At 73.1% G+C, this 18,017-nt stretch carries 16 protein-coding genes; 7 read left to right on the forward strand and 9 right to left on the reverse strand.

What is annotated here, in order from left to right; all coding sequences use genetic code 11:
- Positions 1-10 precede the first annotated feature (10 nt).
- The 3 genes from IF20_RS20420 to IF20_RS20430 form a co-directional block, all read right to left on the reverse strand.
- On the reverse strand, positions 11-1,621 hold the full coding sequence (locus IF20_RS20420) for an ABC transporter substrate-binding protein (protein WP_052866699.1): 1,611 nt from the start codon (positions 1,619-1,621) through the stop codon (positions 11-13).
- A 126-nt stretch (positions 1,622-1,747) separates the two neighbouring features.
- Positions 1,748-3,181 (reverse strand): hypothetical protein, encoded by a 1,434-nt coding sequence (locus IF20_RS20425; protein WP_052866700.1) that lies wholly within the window; start codon positions 3,179-3,181, stop codon positions 1,748-1,750.
- Between the two features lie 72 nt (positions 3,182-3,253).
- Entirely contained in the window at positions 3,254-4,363 is a 1,110-nt protein-coding gene (locus IF20_RS20430) for an FAD-dependent monooxygenase (protein ID WP_052866701.1), read from the reverse strand.
- 173 nt (positions 4,364-4,536) lie between these two features.
- Here IF20_RS20430 and IF20_RS20435 point away from each other — a divergent pair, with 173 nt between their 5' ends.
- Positions 4,537-5,475 carry a GntR family transcriptional regulator gene (locus tag IF20_RS20435; protein WP_052866814.1) on the forward strand — a complete coding sequence of 313 codons (939 nt, stop codon included), beginning with the start codon at positions 4,537-4,539 and terminating at the stop codon, positions 5,473-5,475.
- A 162-nt stretch (positions 5,476-5,637) separates the two neighbouring features.
- Here the strand turns inward: IF20_RS20435 and IF20_RS20440 are convergent, their stop codons facing one another.
- From IF20_RS20440 to IF20_RS20455, 4 genes are all read right to left on the reverse strand, one after another.
- Complete coding sequence (locus IF20_RS20440) at positions 5,638-6,810, reverse strand: acyl-CoA dehydrogenase family protein (protein ID WP_052866702.1); 1,173 nt, start codon at positions 6,808-6,810, stop codon at positions 5,638-5,640.
- Positions 6,807-8,027, reverse strand: coding sequence for an acyl-CoA dehydrogenase family protein (locus tag IF20_RS20445; RefSeq protein ID WP_052866703.1), 1,221 nt, complete (start codon positions 8,025-8,027; stop codon positions 6,807-6,809). The genes IF20_RS20440 and IF20_RS20445 overlap by 4 nt, the downstream gene beginning before the upstream one ends.
- Positions 8,024-9,022, reverse strand: coding sequence for an NADPH:quinone oxidoreductase family protein (locus IF20_RS20450; RefSeq protein ID WP_052866704.1), 999 nt, complete (start codon positions 9,020-9,022; stop codon positions 8,024-8,026). The genes IF20_RS20445 and IF20_RS20450 overlap by 4 nt, the downstream gene beginning before the upstream one ends.
- Positions 9,023-9,164: 142 nt before the next feature.
- Positions 9,165-9,794: an SAM-dependent methyltransferase gene (locus tag IF20_RS20455; protein WP_052866705.1), complete on the reverse strand. Its 630-nt coding sequence runs from the start codon at positions 9,792-9,794 to the stop codon at positions 9,165-9,167.
- Between the two features lie 106 nt (positions 9,795-9,900).
- Between IF20_RS20455 and IF20_RS20460 the strand changes: the two genes are divergently transcribed.
- From IF20_RS20460 to IF20_RS20470, 3 genes are all read left to right on the forward strand, one after another.
- Positions 9,901-10,482: a helix-turn-helix domain-containing protein gene (locus IF20_RS20460; protein WP_052866706.1), complete on the forward strand. Its 582-nt coding sequence runs from the start codon at positions 9,901-9,903 to the stop codon at positions 10,480-10,482.
- A 189-nt stretch (positions 10,483-10,671) separates the two neighbouring features.
- Complete coding sequence (locus tag IF20_RS20465) at positions 10,672-11,649, forward strand: ABC transporter substrate-binding protein (protein ID WP_052866707.1); 978 nt, start codon at positions 10,672-10,674, stop codon at positions 11,647-11,649.
- Entirely contained in the window at positions 11,636-12,568 is a 933-nt protein-coding gene (locus tag IF20_RS20470; RefSeq protein WP_052866708.1) for an amino acid ABC transporter permease, read from the forward strand. The genes IF20_RS20465 and IF20_RS20470 overlap by 14 nt, the downstream gene beginning before the upstream one ends.
- 53 nt (positions 12,569-12,621) lie before the next feature.
- Here the strand turns inward: IF20_RS20470 and IF20_RS20475 are convergent, their stop codons facing one another.
- Complete coding sequence (locus IF20_RS20475) at positions 12,622-13,104, reverse strand: phosphatase domain-containing protein (RefSeq protein ID WP_052866709.1); 483 nt, start codon at positions 13,102-13,104, stop codon at positions 12,622-12,624.
- Between the two features lie 3 nt (positions 13,105-13,107).
- On the reverse strand, positions 13,108-13,806 hold the full coding sequence (locus IF20_RS20480; RefSeq protein WP_052866815.1) for a winged helix-turn-helix transcriptional regulator: 699 nt from the start codon (positions 13,804-13,806) through the stop codon (positions 13,108-13,110).
- 109 nt (positions 13,807-13,915) lie between these two features.
- Between IF20_RS20480 and IF20_RS20485 the strand changes: the two genes are divergently transcribed.
- From IF20_RS20485 to egtB, 3 genes are all read left to right on the forward strand, one after another.
- A complete protein-coding gene (locus tag IF20_RS20485) occupies positions 13,916-15,124 on the forward strand; it encodes a pyridoxal phosphate-dependent aminotransferase (RefSeq protein ID WP_052866710.1) in 1,209 nt (402 codons plus the stop codon).
- Positions 15,125-15,286: 162 nt separating this feature from the next.
- On the forward strand, positions 15,287-16,648 hold the full coding sequence (gene egtA / locus IF20_RS20490) for an ergothioneine biosynthesis glutamate--cysteine ligase EgtA (protein ID WP_052866711.1): 1,362 nt from the start codon (positions 15,287-15,289) through the stop codon (positions 16,646-16,648).
- The gene (egtB, locus tag IF20_RS20495) at positions 16,645-17,961 is read left to right on the forward strand and encodes an ergothioneine biosynthesis protein EgtB (RefSeq protein ID WP_052866712.1); all 1,317 of its coding nucleotides are present in this window, start codon (positions 16,645-16,647) and stop codon (positions 17,959-17,961) included. Before egtA ends, egtB begins: the two co-directional genes overlap by 4 nt.
- Positions 17,962-18,017 lie beyond the last annotated feature (56 nt).

Below are 18,017 nucleotides of genomic sequence, written 5' to 3' on the forward strand. Positions count from 1 at the left end.
GTCAGCGCTCTCACTTCGTCGGCTGCCAGTCCTCGACGTTCCACCAAGGGCCGGAGGCCAGGCCGTGGTCGTGCGGCTCGATCTGGGTGGACAGGCCCTGCTCGCCCGGGACCCGCCACTTGTCGGCGACGACGTAGAGGTGGTCGATGTGGGTGAGGAAGATGTACGCCGGGTCCTTCCGCAGCTCCCGCTGGATCGTGTCGTAGCCGGCCTTGCGGCGGTCGTGGTCGTCGGTGCGGCGGGCATCGACGAGCGCCTTGTCGACCGTGTCGTTCTCGTACCGGGACATGTTGTTGAAGCCGTCGCCCGCGAGCGAGGAGTGCAGCAGCAGGTACTGGTCGAAGTCGGGGTCGGCGGGGCTGCCGCCGCCCGCGAGCACCGCGTCGTGCTTCATACGGGGCTGGATGACCTCCCAGGTGCCGGACTCGACCTTGGCCTCGATGCCGGCCTTCTTGGCGTCGGAGGCGAAGGCGAGGGCGTGCTCCTGGCGGAGTTTGTCGCCGGAGAGGTACCAGAGGGTGAAGGAGGCGCGCTGCTTCCCCTTCTCGCGGATGCCGTCCGGGCCCTTCCGCCAGCCCGCGTCGTCGAGGATGCGCTCCGCCTGCTTCAGGTCGTGGGCGCGCTCGGTGCCCTCGGTGAACCAGGGGCTGTCGGTGGGCACGGGCCCGTAGGCGGGCTTGCCCGCGCCGTTGAGGATGCCCTCGACCATGGCGTCGCGGTCCACGGCGAGGTCCAGGGCGCGCCGGACGGCCTTCGCGCCGGTGACCGGGTTCGCGCTGGGCAGCGTGACGTTGCGGTAGTCGAAGGTCTTCGCCGTGTACGTCTTCGTGCCCTGCGCGGACTTGAAGGTGGCGGCGAGGTTGGGCGGCAGGATGGCGCCGTCGAGGTCGCCGGAGCGCAGCCGGGTGGCGCGCACGTCGTCGTCCTTGATGATCGCCATGGTGAACTTCTTCACCGCCGGCGCGCCGCCCCAGTAGTGCGGGTTGGCCTTGAAGGAGAGCTTCTCGCCCTTGGACCAGCGGGTGAGGACGTACGGGCCGGTGCCGACCGGGTGGGTGGTGAAAGGCCCGTTGTTCACGTCCTGCTTGCCGGCTATGTGCTTCGGGGCGATGGGCAGGACGGTGCGCTCGGCGAACGGCGCGTAGGGGTACTTGAGATGGAAGACCACGGTGTGGTCGTCCTTCTTCGTCACGCTCCTGACCGCGTCGAGCTCGGTCCTGGAGGCGTTGTTGGTCTTCGCGTCGAGGATGGTCCGGTAGGTGAAGACCACGTCGTCGGCGGTGAAGGGCTTGCCGTCGCTGAACTCCACACCCTTGCGCAGGGGGTAGGTGTAGGTCCGGCCGTCGTCGGTGACCTCGGGGAGCTTCGCGGCGAGCGCCGGCTTCAGCTTCATGTCCGCATCGTGGGTCAGCAGCCCGTCGAAGATCTTGGAGTTGCCGTCCTTGCCGTAGCCCAGCAGCGGGCTGAGGCTGTCCGGTTCGTAGGCGATGCCGACCACGGCCGCGTCCTTCGCGTCCGCTGCGCTCTTGCCGTCGGACGGCGTGGAGCAGGCGGCGGCACCGAGGGCCAGCGTCGTCGCCAGGGCCGCTGCCGAGACTCCTTGTACGGACCGCGCTGACATGCACCACTCTCCTCTTGCCTCATGCTGTCTCATGCCGACGCAAAGCTTTTGCGAACGAATTGCAATTAAACAACATGTAAGAGAGTGCTGTTAGTCGCGGTCCTTACCGAGCGCCCGGCGGTGCGGTCAGTCGCCGAACCCGCCGCCGAAACCCCCGCCGTCCCCGAAGCCGCCACCGAAGTCGCCGCTGTCGAAGTCGCCGCCGGAGTAGTCGCTGCCGCCGAACTGGTCCCCGTGGCCAACACCGTCGCCCCACCCGTAGGCGGCGGGGCCCGTCATCGAAGAGCCGAGCAGCGTTCCGAGGAAGAGGCCGGGCAGCAGCCCGCCGCCGAGCGCGCCGTAGTAACCGCCGGCCCAGGGTGCGTAGACGGGGCCCGCGTCCCAGTACGGGCGGTCCTCGCCGTACGGGGTGCGCACCGTACGGGCCATCGGTTCCTGGCCGTCCGCCAGCCGCGCCTGATCGGCCGCGCACACGGGGACGGTGCGCTCCGTACCGCCGACCGGCGCCCACCGCACGTCGGCGACGGAGGGGCCGTGCCGCGGGTCGAAGAAGCACGGCGGGCGGCGCTCCGGGAGCGGCCGGTCCTCGCGCCTGGCCGCCAGCGTGGCCAGCGCGAACCGGCCGTCCTCCAACACCTCGGTGACCGCCCGCACGTCCTCGGGACGGCGCGCCCGCACCATGGCCTGCTTGGCGTTCTCGTACGCGTCCAGGGCGTGCGCGTAGTCCGCGCGCATGGCGTCGTCGGCGCCCGGCTCGCCGGGCCGGAAGTCCAACCGGTCCAGCTCCTCGCCGTACGCGGTGATGTCCTCGTCGACCACCACCCGCAGCGAGTCCAGCGCGGCCTGCTCCTCGGCCTCCCGGCGCCGCTTGGCCCGCCGGTGGACGGTGTAGGCGCCGCCGGCCCCGAGGACGACCAGCGCCCCGAGTCCGACCAGGGCGCCGCTGCTGATTCCGGCCCCGCCCGGGCCCTGCCAGGACTCCGGCCTGCCCTTCCCGACCTGCTTCGTGGCCTGCGCGGTGAAGTCCTTCAGCTGGGCGGTCGCGTCTCCCGGGTGCGCCCGCTGGGCGGCCCCCACGAGGTGGCGTACCGACTCGCGGGAGAGCACGTCGCCGTCCGCCCGGGCATCGAAGCGGTCGCCGAGCTGCACCGCGTAGACGCCCTTGATGCCGACGCGGGTGCGCAGGTCTTCGAAGAGCGTCGCGGGCGGGTACTCGGAGGTCGCGGGCAGCACGGCCACGAAGACCGGCTTGCCGGCCCCTTCGATGTCCTTCGCCAGCGCGTCCGCCTGCCCCGCCGGCAGCTGGTCAGCGGCCCGCGGGTCGACGTACACCGGCCCCTTGGAGAGCGCGTCGGCCGCCGCCTGCAATCCGCCCCCGTCCCGCGCCACGGAGCCGGCGGCGGCCGGCGGGGCCTCGTAGGCGCCGGGCGGATGCCCGGCCGCGGCGTGGGCGGCCGGGACGGCGACGGCACCGGCCGGCGCCGCGAGCAGCAGCGCCGCGGACGCGGCCGTCAGGGCCGGGGCCGTCCGGTGCCGGGGTCGTCCGGGTGCGACCTTCATGCCTACGACGCTACTGCGAACTTCGCTTTCCCGACATGCGGCGCGAGTCGCCCGGGGCACCCGTTGCCGGGGTCAACCATCGAGGGCGATGGCGTTCTTGGCGCTGTCGATGGCTTCCTCGTCCGCGGGCCCCGAGGAGACCGCCCGGACCAGCGCCTGATTGCGGGCGACGAAGGGTCGCATCCGCGCTTCGTAGCGCTCGAACGCCGCGGCGTGCCCGGTATCCGCGCGACCGAGTTCGTCGGCGAGCACGTAGGCGCCCACCAGGGCCAGACCGGTCCCCTGGCCGGACAGCGGGGAGGGGCAGTAGCCCGCGTCCCCGACGAGCGCCACCCGGCCGGTGGTCCAGCGGTCGAGGTGCACCTGCGCCATGGCGTCGAAGTAGAAGTCGGGCGCCCGCCACATGGCCGCGAGCAGCTTCGGCGTCTCCCACCCCAGGTGCTCCAGGCTCTTCTGCAGCAGCGCCTTCTGCCCCTCGATGTCGCGGTGGTCGTACGCCAGTGGCCCGGAGCGGAAACCGAGCGTCGCCCGCAGCTCGCCGTTGCCGCGCGCCGGGTAGACGCAGTAGGTCGCGCCGTCGTCCTGGAGCCACACCTGCCAGTCCTCCAGCCCGAGGAAATTGTCGGTGCTGAACACGGCGACGTACGCGTCGAGATGGCGCAGGCACTCCGCCTCGGGGGCGAACGCCAGCCGGCGCACCGTGGAGCGCAGCCCGTCCGCGCCCACCACGAGGTCGAAGGTGCGGCTGCGGCCGCTGTCGAAGGCGACGCGCACGCCGTCCGGCTCCTCGTGGAGCGCGGCGATGGAGTCCCCGTAGAGGTACTCGACACCGCGCCCCGTCCGTTCGTGCAGCAGCGCGGTGAGGTCGTCACGGAGCAGTTCGATGTCCGCGCTGTCCAGCCGCCCGCTGCTGAAGGTCTTCTCCGTGGAACGCCACAGCTCCTCCCCCGCGCTGTCGAGCATCGACATGCCGCGCATCCGTGTGCGCAGCCGACGCGCCTCCCCCAGGACGTCCATCCGGTCCAGGACGTCGAGCGCGACGCCCCGGACGTCGATCGCCTGCCCGCCGGGACGGATCCCGGGAGCGCGCTCGACCACGGTGGGCGCGAAGCCGCGACGGCGCAGCCAGTAGGCGGTGGCGAGACCGGCGATGCCGGCACCGGAGACGAGCACGGTTCTCATGGTTCCCCCTAGAACAGTACGTACAGCGTACGCGCTTGAATGTACGGCGTACGCAACGGACGGACAAGCGGGTGAGCGGGCCTGTAACATGCCGCCTGACCTAGTACAGAGAGCCGGCTTCGCGCATCGTCGCCGCTCATCTCTGTGCTAGTACAGCTGCGGGAGGGGTGTTCATGACCGAGGAAAATGTTGCGCCGTACCTGCGCATCGCCGGAGAGATCCGACGGCGCATCGAGGAGGGCGAGCTGGCTCCGGGGGACCGGGTGCCGTCCACCCGGAAGATCGCCGAGGAGTGGCACGTCGCCCTGGCCACGGCCACGAAGGCGCTCAACGTCCTGCGCCAGGAAGGCACGGTGCTGGCCCGGCCACGCGTCGGCACGGTGGTGGCGCCCGCGCAGGGCTCCGGGGGCCGCGCCGCTCGCTCCCCTCGTGCCGCGGCCGCGCCCGACCACGAGCTGACGCGTGAGCGCATCGTGCGTGCGGCCGTCGAGATCGCCGACGTGGAAGGACTGGCCGCGCTGTCGATGCGGGGCGTGGCGGCCCGCCTGGGGGCTGCTGCGATGTCCCCGTACCGGTATGTGAAGAGCAAGGACGAACTGATCCTGCTGATGGCGGACAGCGTGTTCGCCGGGATCGGGCTGCCTGCCGAGCCGCCCGCCTGCCGCCGGACGCGGCTGGAGGCGGGCGCCCGGGCCCTCTGGGTCCTGCACCGGGCCCATCCGTGGCTCGCGCAGCTCGGCCCGCTCACCCGCCCCCTGGCGCTGCCCGGCCTGCTGGCGTACTCCGAGTGGATGCTCGCCGGCCTCGATGGCCTGGGGTACGACGGGGCCACCATGATGAACGCCAACGCGCTCCTCTACAGCCACGTCCAGGGGCTCGCCGTCCACCTCGAAGGGGAGGCCCAGGCCGAGAGCGCGACCGGCCTTTCCCAGGACCAGTGGCTGGCGACGCAGGAGGACCGCTTCGAGGCGATCGTCGCGTCGGGCCGCCTGCCGACGTTCACCCGGGTCATGGAGTCCTTCGGTGCGGAGGGTTACGACCTGGACCTGGACGAGCTGTTCGAGATCGGCCTCCGGGCGCTGCTCGACAGCTGGACCGGGCCCCGGCCTTGAGCACCCGCCGCACGCTCCCGGTCGCGGTCCGGATGCCGACCGGGGCCGGAGCCGAACACGGGCCCGGACGCGCGACGCCGGCCAGCAGCCCCCACAGCCGCCGGCCGGCGTCCGTTCCGACCCCGCTCCCCGGTCCGGCGCGGGTACCCCGTTCCCGGGCTTCTAAGGGGCCGTGAGGTCCACCAATTCGGCGAGGGCCGCCCGGTGGTGGCCGGGGGCGCCGAGGGCGATCTCGTCGGCCTTGGCGCGCTTGAGGAAGACGTGCAGCGGGTGCTCCCACGTCATGCCGATGCCGCCGTGCAGTTGGAGGCATTCCTGCGCGGCCCGGACCGCGACCGGGGCGCAGTACGCCTGCGCGACGGCCACCGCCACGGGGGCGTCGGGGCTCTCCGTCGCCAGCGCGTCCGCCGCATTGCGCGCCGCGGCCCGTGCCGACACCACCTCCAGCCAGAGCTCCGCCATCCGGTGCTTCAGCGCCTGAAACGAGCCGACCGCACGGCCGAACTGGTTGCGCTGCTTCGTGTACGCCACGATCTCGGTCAGGCACCATTCGGCGACGCCCAGCTGTTCGGAGGCGAGCAGCCCGGCTCCCGTGAGCAGCGCCTTTCGTACGGCTGCACCGGCCCGGTCGGCGCCGGCGAGCCGGCGGCCCGCCGCCCCGTCGAAGGTGATGCGAGCGAGCCCGCGGGTGAGATCCAGCGGGGTGAGCGCCTCGATGTGCAGCCCCGCCGCGCCGGCGTCCACGGCGTACAACTCGATGCCGTCCGCCGCGCGTACCGGTACCAGCAGCACGTCGGCGGCGGCCGCGTCGGCGACCGAGGTGACCGTGCCGAGCAGCGCGCCGTCGGCCCCGGCCCGGACGGTCGGCTCCAGCGGCCCGCCGGGCGCGGCCGTCAGCGGCAGCGCCAGCACGCCCACGCGCTCGCCGCCGGCCAGGGCGGCCAGCAGTCCGGCCGGCTCCGCCGCGCCGGTGTCGCAGCCGAGCAGGGCGGTCACCGCGAGGACGGCGCTGGTCAGGTACGGCACGGGTGCCACGGCCCGGCCCAGCTCCTCCAGGACGACGGCCGCCTCTCGGGCGCCGGCGCCTTGGCCGCCGAGCTTCTCGGGGACGAGCAGCCCGGCCGCCCCGATGTCCGTTGCGAGCGAGCGCCAGAGGGCGGTGTCGTGCGTGCGCCCGGACTCCAGCTCGGCGAGCACCCCGGCCGGGCCGCCGCGGTCGGCCAGCAGGGACCGTACGGCGGCGCGCAGGTCCTCCTCGTGCTCCGAGTAGAGCAGGTCCGGGCCTTCGGGCAGGTCGGCCGCCGCGGTGTCCGCGAGCGTCTGCTGGTCGGTCATCGGGGCAGGTCCTTCCACGCGACGTCCTTGTCGGTGCGCGGCTCGGACGGCAGGCCGAGTACGCGTTCGGCGACGATGTTGAGGAGCACTTCGGAGGTGCCGCCCTCGATGCTGTTGCCCTTGGCGCGCAGATAGCGGTAGCCGGCCTCGCGCCCGGTGAAGTCCACGCCTTCGGGGCGGCGCAGCGTCCAGTCGTCGTACGTGAGGCCGTCCTCCCCCAGGAACTCCACCTCCCAGCCGCTGATCTCCTGGGCGAGCCGGGCGAAGGCGAGCTTCATACCGCTGCCTTCGGGGCCCGGGTGGCCCTTCGTCAGCTGCTGGCGCAGCCGCTCGCCGGTGAGGCGGGCCACCTCGGCGTCCACCCACAGGCGCAGCAGCCGCTGGTGCAGGTCGTGCGTGCGCAGTTCGGGTCGCTCGCGCCAGTCGGCGGCGGCGACGCCGATCATGCCGCCTTCACGGGGGATGCGGGCCCCGCCGATGGCGACCCGCTCGTTCATCAGCGTGGTCTGGGCGACCTTCCAGCCCTCCCCCACCTCGCCGAGCCGGTGCGCGTCGGGGATGCGGACGTCGGAGAGGAAGACCTCGTTGAACTCGGCCTCGCCGGTGATCTGGCGCAGCGGCCGGACGTCCACGCCGGGGTCGGTCATGTCGCACACGAAGTACGTGATGCCGCGGTGCTTCGGGGCCTCGGGGTCCGTACGGGCGATGAGGATGGCCCAGCGGGACTTGTGCGCGCCGGAGGTCCACACCTTCTGGCCGTTGACCACCCAGTGTCCCCCACTCTCGGCTTCGCTCGAGCGGGAGGTGCCCCCATCGTCGCGCACGGCCCGGGTGGCGAGGGCCGCGAGGTCGGAGCCGGCGCCGGGCTCACTGAAGAGCTGGCACCACACCTCCTCGCCGGTCCACAGCGGCTTGAGGAACCGCTGCTTCTGCTCCTCGGTGCCGAAGCGCAGGATGGTCGGCGCGGCCATGCCCAGGCCGATGCCGATCCGGCGCGGGTCGTTGTCCGGCGCCCCGGCAGCGGCCAGTTCGGCGTCGACGACGGCCTGCAGGGCGCGTGGGGCGTCGAGGCCGCCGAGCCCTTCGGGGAAGTGCACCCAGGCGAGCCCCGCGTCGAAACGGGCGCGCAGGAAGTCCATGCGGTCGGTGCCGGCGGGCGGGTGCGCGGCGAGCAGTTCGGCGGTGCGCCGGCGCAGCTCCTCGGCGGTGATGCTCATCGAGTGCCCGCCTCTCCGGGGACGACGACCACGCGTCCCATGGTGACGCCGTCGGCGACCCTCTGTACGGCGCCCGCGGCGCCCTCCAGGGGCACGCGGTCGCCGATGAGGGGCTTGATGACACCCTGGGCGGCCAGCTTGGTCAGCTCCTCGTGGCAGGCCCCGATGGCGGCGGGGTCCTTCGTGTTGTACAGGCCCCAGTGCAGGCCGAGGATCGCGTAGTTCTTGACCAGCGCGTGGTTGAGCGCGGGGCTGGGGATGGTGCCGCTGGCGAAGCCGACGACGATGATGCGGCCCTCGAAGGCGACGCACTTGGCGGACTGCGCGTAGGCGTCGCCGCCCACCGGGTCGTAGATCACGTCGGCGCCGCGGCCGCCGGTGGCTTCCTTGACGGCCTTGATGACGTCCTCGCTGCGCCGGTCGATGACCACGTCGCAGCCGAGTTCACGGGCGACCGCCGCCTTCTCGGGGCCGCCGACGACGCCGATGACGCGGGCGCCGGCCGCCCGGCCGAGCTGGACGGCGGCGCTGCCGACGCCGCCCGCCGCCGCGTGCACCAGCAGCGTCTCGCCGGCCTGGAGGTGGGCGCGGCGGTGCAGCGCGAACCAGCCGGTCTGGTAGCCGATGTGCAGCGCGGCGGCCTCGGCGTCGTCCAGCGCGTCCGGCGCCGGCAGGACGGTCCCGGCGTCCACCACGGCCAGTTCGGCGAACCCGCCGTCGGGCAGCGGCGGCTGGGCCAGCACCCGGGTGCCCACGGCGACCCCGGCGCCGTCACCGGCGGCGAGCACCTCGCCGCAGATCTCCACGCCGGGCGTGAAGGGCAGCGGCGGGCGCACCTGGTACTGGCCTCGGCACAGCAGCGCATCGGGGAAGTTGACGTTCGCGGCCTTCACCCGGAGGAGCAGCTGCCCCGGCCCGGGCTGCGGGTCGGGGACTTCCTCCAGCTGCATCGCCTCGCGTGGCTCGCCGTTCGCGTGTACCCGCCATGCCTTCACTGAGCTTCCCCTCACGACGTCGGTCGGCCTCGGTGCCACCGGCATACTAAGCGGTCGGTATGGCTGAGGGAACAGGTGTCAGGGAGGCAATCGGGACGGGCGGCCGGTCCGCCGCGCACGTGGTGTACCGGGCCGGTCAGCCCTACAGGCGCCGCGCCTTGACCGTGTTGTCGGTACGGACCGCCGGCTGCCCGTCCGGGGCGATCTGGTGGCGCTCGTGCTCCGCGCAGACGAGCACCTCCCACTCCCCCTCGGCCAGCCGCAGGTCCGCGAGCACCTCTTCGGGGCCGGGCAGGTGCACATCCGGATGCGCGTCGGTCTCCCACGGGGGCATCCCGGAGTGGCCGACGATCAGGAGCGTCCCGCCCGGCGCCACCGCGCCGGCGGCGGTGCGCAGCACCTCCTCCCGCGGCAGCTCGCCGAGGGTGTGCAGGAAGTGGGAGGAGACCAGGTCGAAGGTGCCCTCGGGGAAGGTCTCGCCCAGGGTGTGGCGCTGCCAGTCGATCCGGTCCGCCACCCCGGCGTCGGCCGCGTGCCCGGCCGCGCGGTCCAGCGCGACGCGCGAGACGTCGACCGCCGTGACCTGCCAGCCCTGCCGGGCGAGCCAGATCGCGTCGCCGCCTTCCCCGCACCCCACGTCCAGGGCCCGGCCGGGCGTCAGGCCGGTCACCTCCCGGACCAGCGCGGCGTTGGGCTCGCCGCTCCAGATCCGCCCGCTCTCGCGGTACCGGGCGTCCCAGAATTCGCGGTCCGAAATCTGCGTCTCGGTCATCGGTGCACTCCTCCGTCGTCGAGTCGGTGCGTCACTCACCGCTGCCGATGGTCCGGCGCCTCGCCACGGCTTGACAAAGTTTCTTGCCGGACCAGCAAATAGCCACATGCCGGACAACGACCTCGCACTCGTGCTCGCCGCCGTGGGACCCCGCCTCCGGGCGCTGCGCCGACAGCGGGGCACGACCCTGGCCGCGCTGAGCGAGCGCACCGGGATCTCGCCCAGCACCCTTTCGCGCCTGGAGTCCGGGGAGCGCAAGCCCACCTTGGAACTGCTGCTGCCGCTGGCGAGGGAGTACGGCGTGCGGCTGGACGAACTGGTCGGCGCGGAGCCCACGGGCGTCCCGCGCCCCGTCACCCGGCACGGCCACGTCTTCGTGCCCCTCACCGGCCGGCTCGGCGGGCTGCGCGCGTACAAGCGCATCCTGCCCGCCGGACGCCCCGACGCCGGGCGGCCCGCGCAACGGGCGCACGAAGGCTACGGATGGCTCTACGTGCTCTCCGGCACGCTGCGCCTGGCCCTGGCCGAGCACGACCTGTTCCTCGGCGCGGGCGAAGCCGCCGAATTCGACACCCGCACCCCGCACGGCTTCGAGAACGCGGGCCCGGAACCGGTGGAACTGCTGCACCTGTACGGGCCCCAGGGCGAACGGATACGCACCCGTACGCGGCCGGCGGACGGCCGCTGACGGAGCTGCCGCGCGTCCCCGGCCAGTCCCCGCGCCGACATGGCCGCAAGGCGTCTGGAGGGCCGTCGGCGCCGCGCCCATAATGCGCAGCAGGCCGGTCCCGCGCGCACGACCGGGTCGCGGCGCGCGAAGACGGCGTGCGGAGACCTGCCGCCCCGCGTCGGCCCGCGCTGCCGGAGGTGTCCGACCATGACGGCGAACAGCGCCTTCCGTACGGCCCCGGCCGGGTCCCGGCCGTTCCTGGCACGCCGGGCGGTGGCGAGGGCGGCGCCGCTCGCCGTCGGAGCGCTCCTGCTGGCGGCGTGCGGCGGCGGGGGCGGCGCGGAGGACGGGCGGAAGGGCACGAGCCCGTCCGCCCCGCTGGCCGCCGAACTGCCGCAGCACATCCGCGACAAGGGGTACCTCGACGTCGGCTCGGACATCGCCTACCCGCCGGTGGAGTTCAAGGACGCGCGAGGCAGGGCCGTCGGCCTCGACCCCGATCTGGCCGCGGCCATGGGCCGGCAGCTGGGCGTGGAGTTCCGCTTCCGGATCGGCACCTTCGACAGCCTGCTCACCGGGCTGCGCGCCCACCGCTACGACATCGCCATGTCGGCCTTCACGGACAACAAGAACCGGCAGCACGGCATCGATCCGGCCACCGGGAAGAAGGTCGGCGAGGGGGTGGACTTCGTCGACTACTTCAGCGCCGGCGTCTCGATGTACGTCAGGGAGGGCACCCACGGCTCCCCCGAGGGCTGGGACGACCTCTGCGGCAAGAAGGCCGTCCTCCAGCGCGGCAGCGTCTCGGAGGACCTGGCCAGGTCCCTGTCCCGGAAGTGCGTGGCGGCCGGGAAACCCTCGATCGCCCTGGAGGCCTTCGACAACGACCAGCAGGCCCAGACCCGGCTGCGCTCCGGGGGCGGCGACGTCGGCATCTCCGACTACCCGGTCGCCCAGTACGCGGCGCGGACCTCGGGCGGCGGCCGTGACTTCCGGGTCGTCGGCGAGCAGATCCGGGCAGCGCCGTACGGCATCGCTGTCGCCAAGGGGAACACCCGGCTGCGGGACGCGCTCAAGTCCGCCGTGGACGCGGTCATGGCCAGCGGCGAGTACACGAAGATCCTCAAGAAGTGGGGCGTCACCGACGGCGCCCTGCCCAGGGCCGAGATCAATGGCGGTTCCTGACCGGTCGGACACCGCGCCGGCCGGCGGCCCGGCGGTCGGCACGGCGGTGCCGGTACGCCACTGGGGCCGCTACATCGTCGCCGCACTCGCCGTGGCGGCGTTCGTCGTGCTCTTCACCGCCTTCGCCCGGGGCCGGATCAACTGGGCTGCGGTCCCCGCCTACTTCTTCGACCGGCGGATCCTCGAGGGCGTGGGGCAGACCCTGCTGCTGACCGTCCTGTCCATGGCGATCGGGACCGCCGGCGGCATCACCCTCGCGGTGATGCGGCTGTCCAGGAATCCGGTGACCGCGTCGCTCGCGTGGTGCTACATCTGGTTCTTCCGCGGCACCCCGGTGCTCGTCCAGCTGATGGTCTGGTTCAACCTGGGGCTGGTCTTCCAGTACGTCCGGCTCGGCCCGCTCTACAGCGGCGAGTGGGCCGGCCTCATGACGCCGTTCCTGACGGCGCTGCTGGGGCTCGGGCTCAACGAGGCCGCCTACATGGCCGAGATCTGCCGCGCGGGCCTGCTCGCGGTCGACGAGGGCCAGACGGAGGCCGCCCACGCCCTCGGGATGCGGCACGGCAGGACGCTGCGCCGCATCGTGATTCCGCAGGCGATGCGCGTCATCGTGCCGCCCACGGGCAACGAGGTCATCACCATGCTGAAGACCACCTCCCTGGTGGCGGCCGTGCAGTACTACGAGTTGCTGCGGTACGCGCAGGACATCGGGCAGCTCTCCGGCGCCCCGGTGGAGATGCTCTTCCTCGCCGCCGCCTGGTACCTGATCCTGACCTCGGTCCTCTCCGTCGGCCAGTACTACCTGGAGCGCCACTACGCGCGCGGCTCCTCGCACCGGCTCCCGGCCACCCCGTGGCAGAAGGTCAGGGCGAACGTGCTCACGCTCCGCCACCGGAGCCGGCCGGGGCCCGTCCCGTGAGAGCCCCGTCCCTGAGCGCCCTTGAGAGCCGGCCGTTCCCGGCAGGGCGCCCCTCAGGTGCGGCCCTCGCGTTCCTGGGCGTCTTCGAGGGCCGCCGAGTGGGTGGCCCAGCCGGCGCGTACGACCGGGAAGCCGGCCGCCTCGACCGCGTCGCAGACCAGTTCGTCGTCGTCCACGACCACCCGGACCTCGCGGCCGCGGGCGAGCCTGCGGAGCAGCTCCAGCTTGGTGTGGCGGGCCGGGCGGCGGTCACCGGAGGGGCGCATCCAGACGCGGCCCTCGGGGAGGCCGTGCCGGGCCAGCCAGTCGAGGGTGTCGGCGCGGCACTTCTCGGGCCGCCCGGTGAGGTACACGATCTCGCACTCGGCGGCGCTCTCCAGGGCCAGCGCGATGCCCTCGGGCAGCGGCGGGTCGTCCGGGGCCGCGGCGAAGAAGCCGTTCCAGTCGCGCGGCCGCTGCTCCAGATAGTGCTGCCGGTGCGCCGTGCCGGCCAGCGTGTTGTCCAGGTCGAAGACCGCCAGGGGTGCCTTGCCCATGTGTCATCCCGTCGCCGTGCGTGCGGCCGCAGCGGTGACGCCGGCAGGCTCGCCGCGGACCGTCGCCCGGATGCGGCCGGTGTCGATGCCGTGGGCGAGTGACAGCCGATCGTAGATCACCTCGGCGCAGGCCGCCGTGTCCAGCTCCAGGACGACGTCGGGCGCGGGCGCCGGCCCGTCCGCGTAGCCGTACGCGTCCGGCACGCGCCCCTGTGCCGCCGCCTCGTCGTCCAGCATGACGTGGAACGTCCCCTCGTCCAGCCGCACCTCCACGACCCGTACGGGCCCGTCCTCCGCCCGCTGGTCGGCGAAGTACCGGGCCAGCCGGGGCATCAGTGGTACGGCGAACCAGTGCGCGCGTACCGCGTCCGTGGGCCGCGGCGCGCCGAGCTCGGGCGCGCCCCAGTCGGCCAGTGCGGTGAGGACGGGCAGCAGGGCCCGGCCGCGTGCGGTGAGTTCGTACACGAAGGCGGCGGCGGGCGGGTCGAGTCTGCGGCGGACCGTCAGGCCGTCGCGCTCCATGTCCTTCAAACGCCCTGCGAGCATGTCCGTGCTGACGCCCGGCAGGTCGGCGTGCAGGTCGGTGTAGCGCCGGGCCCCGGCCAGCAGCTCACGGACGATCAGCAGGGTCCAGCGGTCACCCACGACGTCCAGGGCGCGGGCGACGGAGCAGTACTGGTCATAACGTCGACGCGGCATGATCCCCAGCATAGACAAGAAGTTGGACTTTCCAAGTCGCCACTTGGTAAAACCAAGTAGACCGTCAGAGACGCGCCGCGCCGCGGCGAGCGAACGACCGGGAGGCCGCCGCATGGAGTTCAAGCAGTCGAACAAGATGGCCGACGTCTGCTACGAGATCCGCGGGCCGGTGATCGAGCACGCCGACGCGCTGGAGGAGGCCGGGCACAGCGTGCTGCGGCTCAACACCGGCAACCCCGCGCTGTTCGGCTTCGAGGCGCCCGAGGAGATCCTCCAGGATGTGCTGCGCAATCTGTCCCGCGCGCACGGCTACACGGAGTCCCGCGGCATCCTCCCGGCGCGCCGGGCCGTCGCCCAGCACTACCAGTCGCTCGGCATCGATGTCGGCGTGGACGACATCTACCTCGGCAACGGCGTCTCCGAACTGGTCTCGATGGCCGTGCAGGCGCTGCTGGACGACGGCGACGAGGTGCTGATCCCGGCCCCGGACTTCCCGCTGTGGACGGCGGTGACCGCGCTCGCGGGCGGCAAGCCGGTGCACTACCTGTGCGACGAGTCCGCCGACTGGCTGCCGGACCTGGACGACATGGCCGCGAAGATCACCGACCGGACGCGGGCGCTGGTCATCATCAACCCGAACAACCCGACCGGCGCCGTCTACCCGCGTGAGCTGCTGGAGGGCATGCTCGACCTGGCCCGGCGGCACGGCCTGATGGTCTTCGCCGACGAGATCTACGACCGGATCCTGTACGACGACGAGGTGCATCACAACGCCGCGGCGCTCGCCCCCGACCTGGTGTGCCTCACCTTCAGCGGGCTCTCCAAGGCGTACCGCGTGGCCGGCTTCCGCTCCGGCTGGCTGGTCGTCTCCGGGCCCAAGCAGCACGCCTCCGACTACCTGGAGGGGCTGGGCACCCTGGCCTCGATGCGGCTGTGCCCGAACGCCCCGGCGCAGTACGCCATCCAGGCGGCGCTCGGCGGCCGTCAGTCGATCAACGATTTGGTGCTGCCCGGCGGCCGGCTCCGCGAGCAGCGCGATCGCGCCTGGGAGCGGCTGAACGAGATCCCGGGCGTGTCGTGCGTGAAGCCCAAGGGTGCGCTCTACGCCTTCCCCCGCCTGGACCCGGCCGTGCACAAGATCCACGACGACGAGAAGTTCGTCCTCGACCTGCTGCTCCGGGAGAAGATCCAGGTCGTCCAGGGCACCGGCTTCAACTGGCCGCGCCCCGACCACTTCCGTATCCTGACACTCCCGTACGCCGACGATCTCGACGCCGCCATCAGCCGCATCGGACGCTTCCTGGCGGGGTACCGGCAGTGAGAGACTCCCGTGCGGGCGCGCCGTAGTGCACCGGCGCGACCGCGGGCGGGCCGTGCGCGGCTCGCGCTCCCTGGGCGCTGATGCGCCCTTGAGTGCGCCGCTCGCACCCGCTTAGGTGGGAGGCCTGTAACCGGCCGTCCGGCCATGAGGGGAGTGAGGTCCATGTCCGCAGACCGCGCGGTCACGGAACAGGAGCTGGCGGCCCGGCTGCACGGCATATGTTTCAAGACCGGACCGCCGCGGCGCATCGGGGTCGAGATCGAATATCTCGTCCACGACGCCCGCAACCCCCGATGTCCCCTGCCCCGCGAGCGCGTCCGCAGCGCGATGACCGCCCTGCACGCGCTTCCCCTGCACTCCGCCCTCACCTTCGAGCCGGGCGGGCAGCTGGAGCTGAGCTCGCTCCCCGCCGCCTCCCTCACCGAGTGCATCGCCACCGTCTCCGCCGACCTGGCGCTGGTCCGCACGGCGCTGCGCGCCATGGACCTGAGCCTGGCGGGCCACGGCCACAATCCCTGGCACCCGCCGCACCGCATCCTGGACGAGCCCCGCTACGACGCCATGGAGGCGTACTTCGACCGCTGGGGGCAGGCCGGCCGGTCCATGATGTGCAACACCGCCTCCGTACAGGTCTGCCTCGACGCCGGCTACGAAGAGCCCGGACCGCTCGGCCACGGACGGCGCTGGCGGCTGGCCCACCTCCTCGGCGCCGTGCTCACCGCGGCCTTCGCCAACTCACCCACCAGCGAGGGATGCCCGACCGGCTACCGCTCCACCCGCCAGGCCGTCTGGTCGCAGCTCGACCCGGCCCGCACCCTCGCGCCCGCCGACGGCCCCGACCCGCGCGCCGCCTGGACCGCGTACGTCCTCGACGCGCCCGTCATGTGCCTGCGCTCCCCCGAAAGGTCCTGGGACGCCCCTGAGGACCTGACCTTCCGCGACTGGGTGCGCACCGGCAGGCCCAGGGTGGCCACCCAGGAGGACTTCGACTACCACGTCACCACGCTCTTTCCGCCGGTCCGGCCGCGCGGCCACCTCGAACTCCGGATGATCGACGCGCAGCCGGGCGACGGCTGGATCGTGCCGCTCGCCGTGACGGCGGCCCTGTTCGACGACCCGGAGGCCGCCGAGACCGCGTACCGCGCGGTCAAGCCGCTCGCCGAGACCGCCGGCGAGCGCCCCGCGCCGCGCAACCCGCTGTGGCGGCGTGCGGCGCGGCACGCGCTGACCGATCCGGAGCTGGCCGCCGCCGCGACGGCCTGCTTCGCCGCGGCCCGTGAGGCGCTGCCCCGGCTCGGCGCCGGGCCCGACGTCCTCGCCGCCGTGCAGGAGTTCACCGAGCGCTACGTCGCGCACGGCCGCTGCCCCGCCGACGACCTCCTGGACGCGGCGTACGCGGCACCCGAGTACGCGGCGGACACGGAGAGCGCGGCGGTCCGGCGCGCCGCCGACGCGCAGGAAGCGGCGCTCGCCGCGGAGTACGCACGCACCGTCGAGCGCATCCCAGGGAAGGACAGCCAGTGATCCACGATCCCGAAACGCTCCGGGACCGCGCGGCGTCGGCACTGCTCGCCGCGCGCGCCCGTACGCACACGCTGACCACCTGTGTTGACGAGCCCGACCTCACCGCCCAGCACTCGCCCCTGATGTCGCCCCTGGTGTGGGACCTCGCTCACATAGGCAACCAGGAGGAGCAGTGGCTGATGCGCGCGGTGGGTGGTCTCGAAGCGCTGCGCCCGGAGATCGACTCGGTCTACGACGCGTTCGAGCACCCCCGGGCCGAGCGGCCCTCGCTGCCGCTGCTGCCCCCTGCCGAGGCGCACAGCTACGTCGCCGAGGTGCGCGGCCGGGTGCTGGACGTCCTGGAGAAGACCCCGCTGCGCGGCGACCGGCTGGTGGAGCAGGCGTTCGCGTTCGGCATGGTCGCGCAGCACGAGCAGCAGCACGACGAGACGATGCTCATCACCCACCAGCTCCGGCGGGGCCCCGCGGCCCTCACCGCTCCCCCGCCGCCGGACACCTCGGGCGGCGTGGTCGAGGCCGAGGTGCTGGTGCCCGCCGGTCACTTCACGATGGGCACCTCCAGCGAGCCGTGGGCGCTGGACAACGAACGCCCCGCGCACCACCGGCTGCTGCCCGCCTTCCACATCGACACGGTGCCGGTGAGCAACGCCGCGTATCTCCGGTTCGTCGAGGACGGCGGCTATCGGGAGCCGCGCTGGTGGGCCCCCGAAGGCTGGCGGATGGTCTGCGAGAACAACCTCAAGGCGCCGCTGTTCTGGCGACACGAGGGCGGCGAGTGGCTGACCCGTCGCTTCGGCGTCACCGAGCCGGTCGCTCCTGAAGAACCGGTTCTGCACGTGAGTTGGTACGAGGCCGACGCCTACGCGCGCTGGGCCGGGCGGCGGTTGCCCTCGGAGGCCGAGTGGGAGAAGGCAGCCCGCTGGGACCCGCGTACCGGACGCAGCCGTCGCTACCCGTGGGGCAACGACGACCCGCGCCCCGAGCACGCCAACCTCGGCCAGCGCCACCTCCGCCCGGCCCCCGTCGGCAGCTACCCCGAGGGCCGGTCGCCGCTGGGCGTCCGGCAGCTCATCGGGGACGTGTGGGAGTGGACCTCCGGGGACTTCCTGCCGTACCCCGGCTTCCAGGCCTTCCCCTACCCGGAGTACTCCGAGGTGTTCTTCGGCGGCGCCTACAAGGTGCTGCGCGGCGGGTCGTTCGCGGTGGACCCGGTGGCCTGCCGCGGCACGTTCCGCAACTGGGACCACCCCGTCCGGCGGCAGATCTTCGCCGGCTTCCGCACCGCCCGCGACGCGGGCCCGGAGGAGGCGTGACAGCGCGGGCCCCGAAGGCCGTGAGAGCGCCGGCCCCGAAGGCCGCGAGCTCCCCG

This window comes from Streptomyces niger (genome assembly GCF_000718305.1).
GTDB lineage: Bacteria > Actinomycetota > Actinomycetes > Streptomycetales > Streptomycetaceae > Streptomyces > Streptomyces niger.